This window comes from Pseudomonas sp. Marseille-Q5117, assembly GCF_946901175.1.
Taxonomy (GTDB): domain Bacteria; phylum Pseudomonadota; class Gammaproteobacteria; order Pseudomonadales; family Pseudomonadaceae; genus Aquipseudomonas; species Aquipseudomonas iranensis.
Genome location: NZ_CAMPPP010000005.1, coordinates 345,849 through 359,998, shown reverse-complemented (window position 1 = coordinate 359,998; position 14,150 = coordinate 345,849). Strand labels below are relative to the sequence as shown.

At 55.7% G+C, this 14,150-nt stretch carries 20 protein-coding genes; 10 read left to right on the top strand and 10 right to left on the bottom strand.

The window, feature by feature from the left end; all coding sequences use genetic code 11:
- Nucleotides 1-237, top strand: a 237-nt coding sequence (locus OC605_RS11665; protein WP_262137227.1) for a carboxymuconolactone decarboxylase family protein, incomplete at its 5' end; no start/stop codon positions are given.
- Nucleotides 238-393: 156 nt separating this feature from the next.
- Here the strand turns inward: OC605_RS11665 and OC605_RS11660 are convergent.
- Nucleotides 394-696 carry a hypothetical protein gene (locus OC605_RS11660; RefSeq protein WP_016774979.1) on the bottom strand — a complete coding sequence of 101 codons (303 nt, stop codon included), beginning with the start codon at nucleotides 694-696 and terminating at the stop codon, nucleotides 394-396.
- 149 nt (nucleotides 697-845) lie between these two features.
- Here OC605_RS11660 and OC605_RS11655 point away from each other — a divergent pair, with 149 nt between their 5' ends.
- From OC605_RS11655 to OC605_RS11645, 3 genes are read left to right on the top strand one after another with little or no spacing between them, the layout of a single operon-like run.
- Nucleotides 846-1,568, top strand: a complete 723-nt coding sequence (locus tag OC605_RS11655) for a secretin and TonB N-terminal domain-containing protein (protein WP_262137226.1) — start codon at nucleotides 846-848, stop codon at nucleotides 1,566-1,568.
- A complete protein-coding gene (locus OC605_RS11650) occupies nucleotides 1,565-2,119 on the top strand; it encodes an RNA polymerase sigma factor (RefSeq protein WP_262137224.1) in 555 nt (184 codons plus the stop codon). The genes OC605_RS11655 and OC605_RS11650 overlap by 4 nt, the downstream gene beginning before the upstream one ends.
- A gap of 29 nt (nucleotides 2,120-2,148) precedes the next feature.
- Nucleotides 2,149-3,087, top strand: coding sequence for a FecR family protein (locus OC605_RS11645; protein WP_262137223.1), 939 nt, complete (start codon nucleotides 2,149-2,151; stop codon nucleotides 3,085-3,087).
- Between the two features lie 451 nt (nucleotides 3,088-3,538).
- Here OC605_RS11645 and OC605_RS11640 read toward each other — a convergent pair whose 3' ends face one another.
- Both OC605_RS11640 and gspH read right to left on the bottom strand, forming a co-directional pair.
- Nucleotides 3,539-4,147 carry a prepilin-type N-terminal cleavage/methylation domain-containing protein gene (locus tag OC605_RS11640; protein ID WP_262137221.1) on the bottom strand — a complete coding sequence of 203 codons (609 nt, stop codon included), beginning with the start codon at nucleotides 4,145-4,147 and terminating at the stop codon, nucleotides 3,539-3,541.
- Entirely contained in the window at nucleotides 4,144-4,590 is a 447-nt protein-coding gene (gspH, locus tag OC605_RS11635) for a type II secretion system minor pseudopilin GspH (protein ID WP_262137219.1), read from the bottom strand. Before gspH ends, OC605_RS11640 begins: the two co-directional genes overlap by 4 nt.
- Before the next feature lie 120 nt (nucleotides 4,591-4,710).
- On the opposite strand from gspH, the gene OC605_RS11630 reads away from it, so the two are divergent.
- The 3 genes from OC605_RS11630 to OC605_RS11620 all read left to right on the top strand — a co-directional run bounded on the left by OC605_RS11630 (nucleotide 4,711) and on the right by OC605_RS11620 (nucleotide 6,285).
- A complete protein-coding gene (locus OC605_RS11630) occupies nucleotides 4,711-5,148 on the top strand; it encodes a type II secretion system protein N (RefSeq protein ID WP_262137217.1) in 438 nt (145 codons plus the stop codon).
- A gap of 166 nt (nucleotides 5,149-5,314) precedes the next feature.
- Nucleotides 5,315-6,091, top strand: a complete 777-nt coding sequence (locus tag OC605_RS11625) for a toll/interleukin-1 receptor domain-containing protein (RefSeq protein ID WP_316044661.1) — start codon at nucleotides 5,315-5,317, stop codon at nucleotides 6,089-6,091.
- A 62-nt stretch (nucleotides 6,092-6,153) separates the two neighbouring features.
- On the top strand, nucleotides 6,154-6,285 hold the full coding sequence (locus tag OC605_RS11620) for a hypothetical protein (RefSeq protein WP_262137213.1): 132 nt from the start codon (nucleotides 6,154-6,156) through the stop codon (nucleotides 6,283-6,285).
- 90 nt (nucleotides 6,286-6,375) lie between these two features.
- On the opposite strand, the gene OC605_RS28160 is transcribed toward OC605_RS11620, so the two are convergent.
- From OC605_RS28160 to OC605_RS11610, 3 genes are read right to left on the bottom strand one after another with little or no spacing between them, the layout of a single operon-like run.
- Nucleotides 6,376-7,197 (bottom strand): HNH endonuclease, encoded by an 822-nt coding sequence (locus OC605_RS28160; protein ID WP_410055990.1) that lies wholly within the window; start codon nucleotides 7,195-7,197, stop codon nucleotides 6,376-6,378.
- 55 nt (nucleotides 7,198-7,252) lie between these two features.
- Nucleotides 7,253-7,912, bottom strand: coding sequence for an HNH endonuclease (locus OC605_RS11615; protein WP_262137211.1), 660 nt, complete (start codon nucleotides 7,910-7,912; stop codon nucleotides 7,253-7,255).
- Nucleotides 7,905-9,146, bottom strand: a complete 1,242-nt coding sequence (locus tag OC605_RS11610) for an AAA family ATPase (RefSeq protein ID WP_262137209.1) — start codon at nucleotides 9,144-9,146, stop codon at nucleotides 7,905-7,907. Before OC605_RS11610 ends, OC605_RS11615 begins: the two co-directional genes overlap by 8 nt.
- 723 nt (nucleotides 9,147-9,869) lie before the next feature.
- Between OC605_RS11610 and OC605_RS11605 the strand changes: the two genes are divergently transcribed.
- Entirely contained in the window at nucleotides 9,870-10,229 is a 360-nt protein-coding gene (locus OC605_RS11605) for a DUF6124 family protein (RefSeq protein ID WP_008087957.1), read from the top strand.
- A 156-nt stretch (nucleotides 10,230-10,385) separates the two neighbouring features.
- On the opposite strand, the gene OC605_RS11600 is transcribed toward OC605_RS11605, so the two are convergent.
- The 3 genes from OC605_RS11600 to OC605_RS11590 are packed head-to-tail and all read right to left on the bottom strand — an operon-like array spanning nucleotide 10,386 to nucleotide 11,878.
- Nucleotides 10,386-10,775 carry a hypothetical protein gene (locus OC605_RS11600; RefSeq protein ID WP_262137206.1) on the bottom strand — a complete coding sequence of 130 codons (390 nt, stop codon included), beginning with the start codon at nucleotides 10,773-10,775 and terminating at the stop codon, nucleotides 10,386-10,388.
- Nucleotides 10,772-11,377 carry a hypothetical protein gene (locus tag OC605_RS11595; RefSeq protein ID WP_221179140.1) on the bottom strand — a complete coding sequence of 202 codons (606 nt, stop codon included), beginning with the start codon at nucleotides 11,375-11,377 and terminating at the stop codon, nucleotides 10,772-10,774. The genes OC605_RS11600 and OC605_RS11595 overlap by 4 nt, the downstream gene beginning before the upstream one ends.
- 3 nt (nucleotides 11,378-11,380) lie before the next feature.
- On the bottom strand, nucleotides 11,381-11,878 hold the full coding sequence (locus OC605_RS11590; protein WP_262137202.1) for a PAAR domain-containing protein: 498 nt from the start codon (nucleotides 11,876-11,878) through the stop codon (nucleotides 11,381-11,383).
- Nucleotides 11,879-12,549: 671 nt separating this feature from the next.
- Between OC605_RS11590 and OC605_RS11585 the strand changes: the two genes are divergently transcribed.
- Nucleotides 12,550-12,909 carry a DUF6124 family protein gene (locus OC605_RS11585; protein WP_262137200.1) on the top strand — a complete coding sequence of 120 codons (360 nt, stop codon included), beginning with the start codon at nucleotides 12,550-12,552 and terminating at the stop codon, nucleotides 12,907-12,909.
- Nucleotides 12,910-13,128: 219 nt separating this feature from the next.
- Here the strand turns inward: OC605_RS11585 and gspI are convergent, their stop codons facing one another.
- Complete coding sequence (gene gspI, locus OC605_RS11580) at nucleotides 13,129-13,515, bottom strand: type II secretion system minor pseudopilin GspI (protein ID WP_262137199.1); 387 nt, start codon at nucleotides 13,513-13,515, stop codon at nucleotides 13,129-13,131.
- 148 nt (nucleotides 13,516-13,663) lie between these two features.
- Here gspI and gspG point away from each other — a divergent pair, with 148 nt between their 5' ends.
- Nucleotides 13,664-14,122: a type II secretion system major pseudopilin GspG gene (gspG, locus tag OC605_RS11575; RefSeq protein ID WP_262137197.1), complete on the top strand. Its 459-nt coding sequence runs from the start codon at nucleotides 13,664-13,666 to the stop codon at nucleotides 14,120-14,122.
- Nucleotides 14,123-14,150 lie beyond the last annotated feature (28 nt).

Below are 14,150 nucleotides of genomic sequence, written 5' to 3'. Positions count from 1 at the left end.
CTGTATGCGATCGCGGTGTGGCGCGACAGCAACTTCTTCAACCCCCGCGAACGCGCGGCGCTAGCCTGGGCCGAGGCGGTGACGCTGTTGGCCGAAAGCCACGTGCCGGATGACGTTTACCAACAGGCGCGCGAGCAATTTGATGAAGGCGAACTGGTAGACCTGACGGTTGCAGTCAGCACGATCAACAGCTGGAATCGTTTGGCCGTCAGCTTCCGCCAGACCCCGAGTGATTGAGTTGCGTCGTAAAAACAAAACGAGAGAAAGAAGAGGTACACGCCGATCGTTCCCACGCTCCGCGTGGGAATGCCTCAAGGGACGCTCCGCGTTCCAATGGGACGCAGAGCGTCCCGGGCTGCATTCCCACGCAGGAGCGTGGGAACGATCAGTCCTTCACTGCGGCGGCCGCTGCGGTTTCACTGAGGTGCCAAACGTATTGCCCATCCGCGTACTGGTCGCCGCCGGTGTCGCCAGCCCGACCTGATTCGGCGCGCGCTTGTGCACCGGCACATTCAACGCTTCCATGTTCTTCTGCGCCGCCGCCGCGCCGTCGGGATTGTTGCCCATCTGCTGGCTCAGGCAATCGTAATTCGGCGCCTTGTAACCGCCGACCGTGACCTCGACACAGCCCAGCGGCTCCTCCGCCTGCGCCGCACCCACCGTCATCAGCAAGACCCACATCCACCGCGTTTTCATGTCCGCCTCCTGGCCCGCCCGAATGGGCCGCTCTGGGTTTGAGTCTAGTGCAAGCGCGGCGCAAAACCCGTGATGGTTTTTTTGCACCGCCCGTCATACCAGAGTCATAAATGCCCCGCAGGATAGCGATTTTCAGGGGTGCGCCAGTCGTGCAGCGAGGCAGTTCGCGGATCAGTCTTCAGCGCTCGGCGGCGCTTGTGCGCCGCGCGGGTCTGGGCTGGCTGCTCGGTCTGCTGGCCAACGCGGCCAACGCAGATCCGGCAACGGCGGACATGCGCATGACCTTGCACATCCCGGCGCAGGAGCTGGCCCGGGCGTTGGATCAATACAGCCGCGCCACCGGCGTCGCGGTGTTGGTCGACAGTCAGTTGAGCCGGGGCCGTCGCTCCCTCGCCGTGGATGGCGAATTCACCGCCGCCGACGCCTTGCGCCATCTGCTCGGCGGCACCGGGTTGATGGCGCGTTACGCCCGCGCCGACGCGTTCACCCTGCAAGCGGCGCAGGTGGAAGACCTGCCACTGCCGACGGACAAACCCACGCCGGCCGCTGTCGCGGTCAACCGCAGCTACGCGACGGCGGTGCAAGCGGCGATCGAGCGCAAGCTGTGCCGTTCGCCGCTGACCCGGCCGGGCAGTTATCGCGCGGTGTTGCAGGTGTGGGTCGGGCGCGACGGCGTGGTGCAGCACAACCGGTTGGTCACTTCGACCGGCGATGTACGGCGCGATAACGCGCTGGTGGAAAGTTTTCGCAACCTCACAATCGATCGGCCGACGCCCAGCGCCTTGCGCCAGCCGGTCACGTTGCTGTTGTTACCGGAGTCGTCAGGGAAACGCATGGAATGCACGAGATGGGAAGGAGTTTCCGGGGGATGAAAGACGCCGGACAAAGCGTGATGGGCCAACTGTTCCTCAGCTCCTACGAGGATTTTCGCGTGCGCCTGCGCCGCCGCCTCGGCTCCGAGGACCTGGCCAACGACGTGCTGCACGAAACCTGGCTGCGGGTCGATCGCATGGAGACCCCGCCAAACCTGCTCAAGCCCAACGCCTACCTGTATCGCATGGCCCTGAACATCGCCGCCGACCGCCGCCAGGCCGATGCGCGCCTGCTCACCGGCACCGAAGTCGAGGAACTACTGCAACTGAGCGACGAGGCCCTCGACCCGGCGCGGGTGGTCGGCGGGCAAAAGGAGATGCAGGCCCTGCTCAGCGCCTTGTACGAACTGCCCGCACGGCGTCGGCGGATCTTCATCGCCGCGCGGCTGGAAGAAGCGCCACACCTGGAAATCTCCCAGCGTTTCGGCATTTCCACGCGCATGGTCGAGAAGGAAATCAAAGCCGCGTTGGGCTTCTGCGCAGCGAAACTTGAAAGAAAAGTGTTTCAGCGGTTCGGTCGCGGGGCCGGAAAACCGTCTAGCGAATACTGACCCGATTAATCCGTTGAGAATTTGCGCGTTTGAACATCTTTCGACTGAAACCCGCCGAGCCTTCGGCCACCGAGTTGCTGCACAGCGAAGCCCGCGACTGGCTGATCCTGCTGACCTCGGGCCGCGCCACCGTCGCCGACGCCCGCGCCCTGCGCGAATGGTGCGCGCAAAGTGGCGAACACGCCCGGGCGTTCGAAGAAGCCAAGCGGCTATGGCATCACCTGCAACCGGCCGCCGAAGCGTTGCAGGGCCGACGCGGTTTCGGTCGACGGGCATTTCTCGGCGGTGCGATTGCCGCATCCGCCGCATTCCTGCTGGTGCGCGGCACCATTCCCGGCGGCTTCGAAGGGCTGGGCGCCGACTACATCACCGAAGTCGGCCAACAGCGCCGAGTCGAACCGGCACAAGGTGTCAGCCTCGAGCTCAACACCCAGACCCGCATCAACCAGCGCAGCGTCGAAAACGGCGTGCAGGGCTTTGAACTGGTCAGCGGCGAAGTCGAAGTGCAAACCGCACGCTTGCCACTGGCGATGCAGGCCGGAGCAGGGTGGTTGCGCGCCAGCCAGGCCCGCTTCAACCTGCGCAACACCGACCAGCAAGTCTGCGTGACCTGCCTAGACGGCGCGGTTGACGTCGCCATCGAAGGCCGCAACCTGCGCCTCGAAGCGGGCCAGCAAGTCACCTACGACGCACAGCAAATCGGCAACGTACAAACCGTCGACACCGCCGCCGTGATGAACTGGCGCCAACAAGTGCTGGTGTTCAACGGCGCGACCCTCAGCCAGATGATCGACGAAATCAACCGCTACCGCCCCGGCATGCTCCTGCTGCTCAACCGCGAACTCGGCCAACGCCGCGTCCAGGCCCGCTTCAACCTCGACCAACTCGCCGGCGTCGCCCTGCTGATCCGCGACGCCTACGGCATCAAATGCACCGAACTGCCGGGCGGCGTGGTCGTTCTCAGCTAACCAAAGCCCAGCGCAATCCAAATGTAGGAGCTGCCGAAGGCTGCGATCTTTTGATCTTGCTTTTGCTTTCTGTGGGAGCGAGCCTGCTCGCGAAAGCGGTTGCCCAACTGACCAATATCTTCCGGCCGCACTCAAACCCTGTGGGAGCTGGCTTGCCAGCGATGACGTCTAACAGCCAACCAAGCTAAAGCTGACTGCCCCTAATTCAATTGTGGGAGCGAGCCTGCTCGCGAAAGCGGTCTCCGCTCAAACTGCCTAAACCCAGTCCCATTGTAGGAGTGAGCCTGCTCGCGATGACGGCCTAACAGCCACTCAATCCTCAACTGACCCACCACCCATCTACTGTGGGAGCGAGCCTGCTCGCGAAAGCGGTCTACCAGTAACAACAATGCTGACTGACCCACCGCAATCGCGAGCAGGCTCACTCCTACAAAAACTGCGGTGACCCCGGCTATTGCAACAACCCAATCACCTGCCGATACCGCTCAACCCCCTGCGCCGTCTGCCAACTCAAACGAATCTCCAACCCCAACGGATCCTCCCGCCGATTGCCACTCAACTGCCGCCATCCCTTATCCACCTCCCAAACCCGCACCTGCACATCACTCACCTCACTCAACACTGCAACCCCATTCTCAGGCGCCGGCAACGGATAGCGACTGCGCGCCTCAGCCACCGCCCGATACAACGTATCCCCCTTGACCCACCACCGTACCCGCTGCAACGCCCCCGGCCGATCCGCCGCGCTACGAATAATGTCCAGCCGAAACCCCTTGCTGTCGCTACTGCGCACCGTCACCGCCGGCGGCGCGGTCGGCGCCTCATCCTCAGCCCCGACCTTGCGCGGCTCGCTCAACTCCACCCCCGCGCGCAGGTCCACATCCCGCTGCAACTGATTCAACACCCGCAACAACCCATCGCTCTGCTCACTGCTCGCCTGCAAATGACTGTCCGCCCGCGTCACACTGTCCAGCCCGCGCCAGGCAATCAGACTCACCACCGCCATCAGCAGAATCGCGACCATCACCTCAATCAGAGTGAACCCTTGCTGAGTCTTCATTGAATACTGATCCGCCCACTGCCATCGCGCAGCACACTCAGCCGATTGGCCCCATCAGACAAAATCAGCCGCAACGGCGGATTGATCCACTCGGCATTCAGCACCACCGTCTGCCGGGGCTCCACACGCACCTCAACCTTTGGGCTCTGCCACGCACGCGGCCGCAACTGCGCATCCTCCTTGAACGACTCAAACCCCACGCCATCATCCCCACGCCGACCAAAGCGAAACCCCTTGGCATCCGCCACCCACAGAATCGGCCGCCCATCGGCGCGAGCTTCCGCCTGCGCCACCTGCAACAACTGCGCAACCCGCTCGGCATCCTTGCGCAACAACTGCAACGGATCGGGCCTGATACTCAAACTGATCGCCGCACTGGCAATGCCAATAATCACCAGCACCACCATCAACTCGATCAACGTAAAACCCTGCTGCCTGCTCATCACCCACGCGCTCCTTGGCGTCCCACCCCATCGTGCCCGGCGAACATGTAAGGCATGTGAAATAAAACGGAGAGAATTGCCGCGTAGGCTGGCAACAGGGACAACAAGGAGCGACAACCCATGAAATTCACCGCACGGATCACCCCGGCGCAAACCGTCCAGGCCCTGGCACTGCTCGCCGCCCTGGTGGGCGTCGCGACGTGGTCGTCGCTGCTGCTGACCTCGGCGGAATCCCACACCCCCGCAGCCGCCCCGCAAGTGCTCGCGGCGAGAAGTGATAGCCCGGCGTTGCAGTGGTTCTCCAATGAGACCGCCCCGGTGGATATCAAGGTGAGCGGGGTGATCGCGGGAGGGAGCGGGACGGTGGCGATATTGAGTTTGAACGATGGCGCGCCGAGGAGTTTTTTGGTGGGGGAGAAGGTTGGGGTTGGGCTGAAGTTGGTGGGGGTTGAGGGGGATGGGGTGGTGATTGAGCGGGGTGGGGAGAGGGTGAGGTTGGGGGTTGAGAGGTTGGGGGAGGGAGTGGAGATGCCGAGGCTGATCCGGCCTGAACTCTAGGGAAGGAAAAGAATGGAGAATGAAGCCGCCGGCGAACAATCACGCTAAGACGGCTAGCGGAATTCACGCTATGAGCTATCGTCTGTGCCAGCATATTGGAATCATGGTCTGAAGCGCAGGTCGATTTCAAGCCATTAAGGATGGGCTGCGGTGTTTCAAAAAGCTGATGGCTCGGCACAACCGCTGCTTAGTCATTGCTTGGGCAAGCAGCTACAACTGGAAGGTTCACGACATGTCTAGATGTACAGCACCGGTACATGGTCATCGTTCGGCAAGTGCAAGAGCAGCGTGTCCCGCATGTGGCAGCGGGTATAGTGGATATAGCGGATACGGATCGCGATCGTATTCATCCTCGTCCTATTCACCATCCTATTCATCTCCGTCAAATGGCGGGAGTGGTCGCAGTAGTGGCGGTGCATCTAGCAGCCCAAAGCCGCGCTGGTCTAAACCCGGATCCTCTGTCGCCTACACCTCCGCCGAGGTAAGGACGCTCACACCGGTACGCGAAAATTTCGAGAGGCGCGCGACAGCACCTGATCTACGTGACATCTTTCTTTGTCACGCTTGGGACGACCGGAAAGGATCTGCGAAGGAGCTGCATGATGTACTTGAGTCGCTCGGTGTTTCCGTTTGGTTCAGCGAGAAAGACGTTCTTCTGGGCTCTTCCCTACTGCGGGAAATTGATAAAGGCTTGGCAAAGTCTCGAGTGGGAATTGTGCTGGTGACTCCTGCCTTACTTCGTCGCCTAGCAGCCGAAGGCATCGCCGACAAAGAGCTATCCGCTCTCCTCGCAAGGGATCTGCTGGTTCCGATCATTCACGACACCACCTACGAATCGCTGCGCGAAGTCAGTCCTCTACTCGGTTCGAGAAGCGGCTTGAGCACTGTTGAGGATACATTTGCCGATATCGCGGCCAAGCTAGCCGAGTTGGTCGCCCCGTAGCCTCACTGTCCATGCGTGCGGCATCACTTACAAACACGTTATCAATCGAAGGAGTTGAACACATGAGTATTAAACCCGGCCCCAAACCGATCGCTGAATCCACCGGTAAAAAGGACCAGCGCCGTCGTGTTACTGAAGAAAACAAACCCAAACATCCCGATCTGGAAGTTCATAAACACAAAAAAGGTGAATGACCTTAAAATAATGAGAGTGGGGGGAGTAGTTGGAAGTAAGGGAGGGCTGATTTATTTTGCTCAGAAATAAATCAGTCCCCCTTTCGCTCCTTAGCACGTAGTTCGAATAATCCGATAGCGAGGCTCCGGCAGGTTTGCCGAAGTTGGCGGCACAGCTCGTTTTTCCAACGGGACTATAGTTGTAACTCCAGGGAGATGCATGATGGAAACGAGTATCCCCTCTTGCTCCCTTATCTCAATGGAAACTTCGCCTTGAGTTTTCGTGTCAAATACCTCGCTTGGATTAGTGCAAAGAACAAACCACCAGTTATCGCCTCTCCCCGGTCTTCGAGCGAAAGCACGAGCCTCCTCCACCCGACTCGAGACTGCGACGTCATAAAAGTGCTTACCTAATTGCTCAAGTCCAATCTTCAGTAGCATACGAACCACTGCGAGTGGTTCTGAGACTTCGGCTATCAGATGAAACTGGGAAACCCGCCCAGTTTCAACTAGATTTTTCAGTTCGTCGTTACGCGGTTCGAGTTGAATGATTCCGGGCGCTCCGGATGCCTCCACTTTTCCAAACATGGTATCCATCCGAACGAAGCGTCCCTTCTTCGAGGGCACTCCTTGCAGAAGGCGGTAGCCGTTAAATGGGAAGCTATGCAGCGCCTTGGACTCAACTTTTTGCCCAAAGTATTGATTGCAGCGATCACAGGTAACTCCGGGTCTTCCTATCGGGGCATTTTTCCCACCTAACGACTCAGGAACAATGTGGGCTACTGACGAGCTCTCACTGCTGTGACAAAAAATGCATGGGAGGGGGGTGGCATATTTATTTTTGATCCTAGAAATAAAATTGGGGACGGGTCTATTATTATGAATAATAGATCTGTCCCCTTTTTTGTCCAAAGTCAGACAGCAGTCGGTCACAGTAATTCCATAATTATTGTCGGCTCAAGATATGATGGTTTGATATTGGTTGTAATTAGTCCATAAAATCAACAAGTAACTCGCTGAGTTCGTTGTCATCTAAAATACACCACCGAATAAAAGCAGAATAAGGAGCAGATCCGTGTATGAGTTTTCTCATTCGCTCCAAGCTTAATGTTTTTTCATCGTCCGTTGCTACCGGGTTATAATAAGAGTTGATTTGGTCTAAGAGTAGGTTGTACTGGTCGAAAACCTTGCGGCGCAAGAAGGCTCCTGAAACTTTTTTATTTACAGTGTGGTCGCTATTGTATACCCGATCAAGGAGTCGCGTACTTAATTCAATTTTAGCTTCATCGGACATCGACACGAGCTGAACGGTTTTAGCATAAGGGGTTGTCGGCGGAATATGTTTGATCGCCCGGGATACGTCTATCGCGGTATCGCAGCAATCTATGATGTCGTCAAATTCTACAAGCTTTATATTGTTGCACCTACTGCAAGCTAAATAGAGATTGTTCCAATCAAATTTTTTGGTTTCATCTCCTTTGTGAGGGTGAAAATGCTCTACATTTATATCATGAGGCTCCTTTGTTTCGCATATATAGCACTTGTCATAAAAAATTTTGCATAGCTCAGTGTATACATCGATTCCGTCGTACTTTTGTCTTGCAGCGAGCGAAGGAGGAGCTTCAGGAGATCTTAGGGTATTAAACATTAGATTCTCCTGTCTTTTTGCTTTTACTAATGGCTAGTCGAGCTTTCTTGACAAAAAACGCTGACTCACTATCTAAATGCTGTTCATGTTCTCCAATCTCGCGGACATAGTGTTCTAGTTTGGTGATGTCCACATCTGGAGACTTCATGATTTCGCCCATTTCAATTATCATTTCTTTCATTACTTCAGATACTGGTGCTGTGTTGAACAACCCTGACAAAATTGACTCATAGGAATACATCGAGAGATCTTCGACCTGCTCCAGAGTTGATAGGTCATAAATCACAGCATCTCTGACCGATGAAACTACAAAGGGCGAATGTGTTGTGACGATAAACTGGATGTGTGGAAAGGATTTAGTCAAAAAAGATAGAATTTTACGTTGTAGAGAAACATGAAGATGTGCATCAATCTCATCGATAAGCACCACGCCGTAGATTTCGTCGATCGAACAGGAACTTAGCTGGATTTTTGTAAGCAAGGTCGCATAGATAGAGAGGATAGATGAGAATCCAGAGGAGAGTTGCTGAAGTCGAAACGGCACCTTTCCTTGCTGTCTTATGTGGAATGATTGAAGGGTGTAATCAAAGTGCAGCTCTAGACTAGAGTCTTCAAATAATTCTCTGAGATCCCTCTCAAGTTTCTCAAACCATTCCTTAATGGATTTTGCCTCCGTCGGATTATTACCTATGTTAGGCGATTCGGCAAACGCCTGGGCGGTTTTCTGACTTACTAAGTATTCCTCGAAAAGTGTCGATGCATCACCAATTGTCCGTATTTCTTGCTTGAGAGCGTCCGTACTCTTCGAGGCGTTAGGCGGTCTGATGCTCGCTTGGCGAGTAGCTTCAAATTTCAGTAACACCGCACTTTGCTTGTGGTAATCAATAGTGAATTTCTCGAAGTCCTCAACGTTTACCGGGGGGGCCTTCGCTTCTAATATTTTCTTTCGAGTGTTTTCCTTTTCTGCGGTAAAATACTGATAATTTTGGTCGGCTTCATTTATTAAGCTAAGTTGATAAGTGTATGAGTCGAAATTTTGTTCGAGCTGTTGGACTGAGGCGTTTTGCCGCTGATCAATACGCTTGAATAGATAGTCAAAAAGCCCATTAATGAACTGTGTTTTACCGCAGCCATTCACACCTGTAATAATTAAATTTCTATTGTGGAGATTTATTGTGGCTTTCTTTTTTGAGCTTGGTATTGCCGTGTTTATTAGGCAAACATTATTAGGCATACGCTTTCAATCTCCATATGAACAAATGTGCAGCTTCGTCTACTTTCGCAGTGTGCCACGCAAGCTAGGTGCTCATGATAGTAAATTTAGCGAAAAAGGTGCGATAAAAGGATGGATTTATTTTTCACTGAATCCCGCTACGAATCGGAGATGTTTGGGGTATCTGGCTCAGTTTCGAATTCGCAAGCAACAAACGGGATCCGGTTATCTACAACTTCGATGATCGCAGCAAATGACGGAAGAACCCATTCGGCCGAACTTCTGCGCTAAATAAATCCGTCCCCATTACTGTAAATATTAACGAGTCGAAAAGGGAGGGCGAAGGGACGGATCTATCTAGGTCGACGTGACGCAATGAGGCATCGATAAACACCAACGTTTAAAAAGACATCTCCAAACACTCTCCCAGGCTACACACCCTTGCGCCTTTGCCTACAGCTACGCCAGAATCCGCCGGCTTGTGCGCTTTGTACCTGGTCTTTATCGTCTACGTGTCGCTGGCAACCCAGCGACCGGGTTTAGCGACCTGACCAGGTATAAGTACAACGACGCTCCAGTTTGTCGCAGACGTTTGCGACGACGATATGGTGGCTGTGCGTGGGAGACCTTCGGGTCTGCCGGGTCTTATACCTCTCGGTTCGCTAACCCGCGTACAGCTGCCACCCTTACTTGTTTAGCGACAGGTGCTGGTGGTTCCACCAGGTATAAATTTGGAGCTTCACCATGATCAAACCAACACCCAACCCGCCCGAAACCGCCTCGGTTTCCCCCTACGAATCCATCGATTCTAAAAAACTCCACGAAGCCGCCGACCGCGCGCTCGACCATTACCTCTGTCCACCCGGTTCCACGCCGCCCCCACGTAAAAACCGTGGGATGTACGCCGTGACGGCGGACAACAAAACCGAAGAACTGCTGGTCGATGCTAGTGCAACACTCGCTTCGGCCAAAACCATCGCCCAGAACGTCTCCAGCCTGTTGCCAGCATCGCAGCGCCATGCGCTGGCGGGGATTGCGCAGTTGATCATGCTCGGGGAGTTGGCGGTGAATCGGGCGTTGGATAATTTGCAATTGCCGGAGTGATGCGGGTGTCGGGATCACCCGGTGATTGATCGGGTGTTCATTCTGGCGCTTTCGCGAGCAAGCTCGCTCCACAGGGTTTTATGCTGATGGCAGGTGTTGTGTGCGATGCTGAAACCTGTGGGAGCAGTCGATTATTACCGTGTCGTCTTTGCATGATTATTGTGGTGCTTCAGGACATTCACGGGTCCATCGTGTCACGGTCATGTTATTGAATTGCTCACCAATGGTATCGACGCGCAGGCAAGCGCCTTTCTTCGAGTAGTACAAGATGCAGCGCGAGCTATCAAACGAGCAGGTGTCCAGTTCGAAAAACTTGCGTGTAGCCAGCTCCTTCTCCACGCCACTGTATTCATAGCCGTCGGTGGTGTGCATCCGCGTCGGCTTCCAGCCTTGTTTGACTAGCTTGGATTTGGCCGCAGCCAAACGCTCTCCGACGACTATGCCTGCTGGCCCGCGCTTGTCGTTCGGCGCCTGTGAGCCATCGGCAAATGCTGCGCTGATACCCGTGCAATAAAGTGCGACAAGTACGAGGGTTGAAGCCTTCATTTGGTTGTTCCTCCAGCCGATTTGTAGCTCGACAAAAATTCTGGATACTCGACGTAATGTTGCGGGGGATAGTGATTCTTTTTGCCGGGCCCTTCGGGAAGTGCCGCCCACCTTGTTGCTGCTTTCGGCATCGCGCCTGGAATGTCGCCGGCCTTGATCTTGTCGATCACACCCAGGGTGCGCAGCATGTCGACCGCGATAAGGTCTTGCGTATGAGGCGTAAAGTCGGTCAGCCCCATCTTTCCGCCATACTCGCGCCAAGTGGCAATGGTTATTTGATATAAGCCCGATGCCGTTGTGGATCCGCCGAAGCCAGCGCCCGGATGGGTTGATTCATCAGTGAACGTCCATTTCCCGGTCTGAAAGCCCTTTGCCCAGCCATATCCATATTTCGCGTGGTAGTCACCGCCTTCGGCTTTGGCAATGGCAGCCAAAAAGGCCTTCACGTTCTTATCCTTCAAATACTCTTCATTCTCCGCCCGTCTTATCTGTTTTTTAGCGTCCAGCGCTACAGTTTTTGGGGTGGTGTCTTTGACGGCCGTCACTTCTCGCGTGGCGACGGGAGACATCTTCCTGCCACTTTTGCTAATCACTTCAGCCATGCCTTAATCCTCAAGAAACAGCTTGATGGTTTCAGGCAGGTGCGAACTCACTATGTGCGTGTATCCCATCGGATCACTTACGCCGTGTTCCATGCTGCCGTCAGCGCGTTGAATGGCGTATTCAAAATTGGCTAACGGTTTGCCAGACTCTTGGTCAACCAGTCTGAACTTGTCACTAAAGTGCACCGGCATCGGCAGCAGACCGCTGAAGGGCGCTGATACGACGGTGTCGCCGATAATGACCGTGCCGGATCCGCCAATCACCACATTGCCGTGGCCACCGGTACTGTCTAAGGTCGCAGCGTTCAGTCCATTGATGAATACCGTAGTGCTGACGGCGCCCGTGATTGGGCTACCGCATGCGGATTTATCGGTCATTCGAGCGGCGGCAAGGCCATCGAAATTCACATTGGGCGAACCGCTGACAATAGGGTTTGTGCCATGCCCAGGAAGCGGGCAACTGGTTGGATCTGTGACTCGCGCAGCGGGTTTGCCACTCATGAATAATTCCTTTTCAAAGTTTCAGTTTTCCTTGGCCTGAATGGAGTCGATATCGGGGCGATGGATATCGGCTGCCAAAATAGTGCGGTGGTGTCCAGCGTGTACGCGAGAAGAATGGGCATATCCTTGGAGGGGCGCATAAAATTTTACTGTCCATGTAAATGTGCTGCGCGCAGCATGCCCGAGGCAGGCGATGCGCTCAATATCTACTTACAAATTATTAGTTGACTGTTTGGCGTCATAACGCCCGGGCGAGCAAAGGTAATCCCTGGCAACGGGTGACGGATCGTTTTTAGAAATCGGAGCGCGATAGGATGTGTTGAACACAACGTTTAAAAAGACATCTCCAGTCACGCTCCCAGGCTACATATCCTTGCGCCTTTGCCTACAGCTACGCCAGAATCCCCCGGCTTGTGCGCCTAGGGGGCGGGTTCTATTGTGGTCGCGTCGCTGACGAATCAGCGATCGGGTTTCGCAGCCCGGATCAATCAAGGCGCACAGCGCTCCAGTTCGTTGTCATTTTTGGCAGTGATGCTTTATGGCGGCTGCGCGCGGGATACCTTCGGGTATGCCGGGTTCCTTGATTCCCGGTCTGCGAACCTGCGTACAGCTGCCACCTCTCTTCGTTTCGCAGCGAAACGTGGCGGCTCCAATAATCAAGGAGTTGCACCATGATCAAACCAACACCCAACCCACCCGAAACCGATCCCACGTCTCCCTACGAATCCCTCGATTCCAACAAGCTCCACGAAGCCGCCGACCGCGCCCTTGATCATTACCTGTCGCCAAACAATCTCCTGCCTCCGCCACGTGAGGCGCGTGGGATGTATGCGGTGACGGCGGATACCAAGAATGAAGAACTGTTGGCCGACGCCAGTGAAACGCTTGCTTCGGCGAAGACGATTGCTCATGACATTTCCAGTTTGCTGTCAGCGCCGCAGCGTCGGGCGTTGTTGGGGGTTGCTCAACTGATCATGCTGGGGGAGCTGGCGGTGAATCGGGTTATGGATAATTTGGAGGTGGCGGGGTGATGTTGTTGGCCTTGGTCCGGCGCTGCGCCTTGGGATTTTAGGTGCGCCAGAAAAGCCCCTCACCCCAGCCCTCTCCCGGAGGGAGAGGGGGCCGACCGAGGTGTCTTGCGTTTTACATCGACCTGAGCGACCGCGTTGATTATGGATTCAGAGCGATGCGTTCAGGTCGGCGTATTTCTCGAACATCCCCGAATCGGTTCCCTCTCCCTCGGGAGAGGGCTAGGGTGAGGGGCTTCCTGGCCGTGACAACAGGGTCTCCAGTCTGGCCAACGGCGGCGCATCCTGGTTGCGATCAAATACTTGAATTCCAACCTTGAGCAGCCGCCCATTCTCTGCGCTGGCGATCACCTGTTCGCAGCGCAACATAAGCCGTCCTTGATCACATTCAACAGCCTTCATCCCATTCGGCAACCGACCTTCCAGCCGTAGCTCAGCCATCCGGCTCTGCGCGGCAATCATCGCCACCGACCGATCCCTTAAAATTCCACTGCTCTGCGTCATCAACCCCGCCACACGCACGGCGGCGGACATGGCGACGGCGATGATCGCCAGTGCCACCAGCACTTCAATCAGGGTGAAACCTTCCTCTCGCGTTCGCGCGCGCATACATGGCCCAAAAGCAAAACCCAGCCCTCGACGCTAACCCCCGTCCTTGACGGCTTGACGACGGAAACACCCGAGGATTTTCAACATCCCTGACATATCTTCTTGCAACACTGCGCGTCGAATTCGGATCAAGCCAGGGAATGTCGAGATGGATATCGCACCTTTGAAAACGCTCAGTCAGTCGCCGCGCACACCGCGTGGGCAGCAGGGTTTTACCTTGATCGAGATCATGGTGGTGGTGGTGATTCTGGGGATTCTGGCGGCGATGGTGGTGCCCAAGGTGCTCGACCGGCCGGATCAGGCGCGGGCGACGGCGGCGAAGCAGGATATTGGTGGGTTGATGCAGGCGTTGAAGTTGTATCGCCTCGATCACGGCACGTATCCGAGCATGAATCAGGGGTTGAAGGTGTTGGTCGAGCGGCCGGCGGATGCGAAGAACAGCAACTGGCGTTCGTATCTGGAGCGTTTGCCGAATGACCCGTGGGGCCGGCCCTATCAGTACCTCAACCCGGGCGCGAATGGTGAGGTCGATATCTTTTCCCTCGGCGCCGATGGCCAGCCTGACGGCGATGGCGTGAATGCCGATATCGGTTCCTGGCAGTTGTAAGGCCGGCCGTGAACACAGGTTCGCTCAA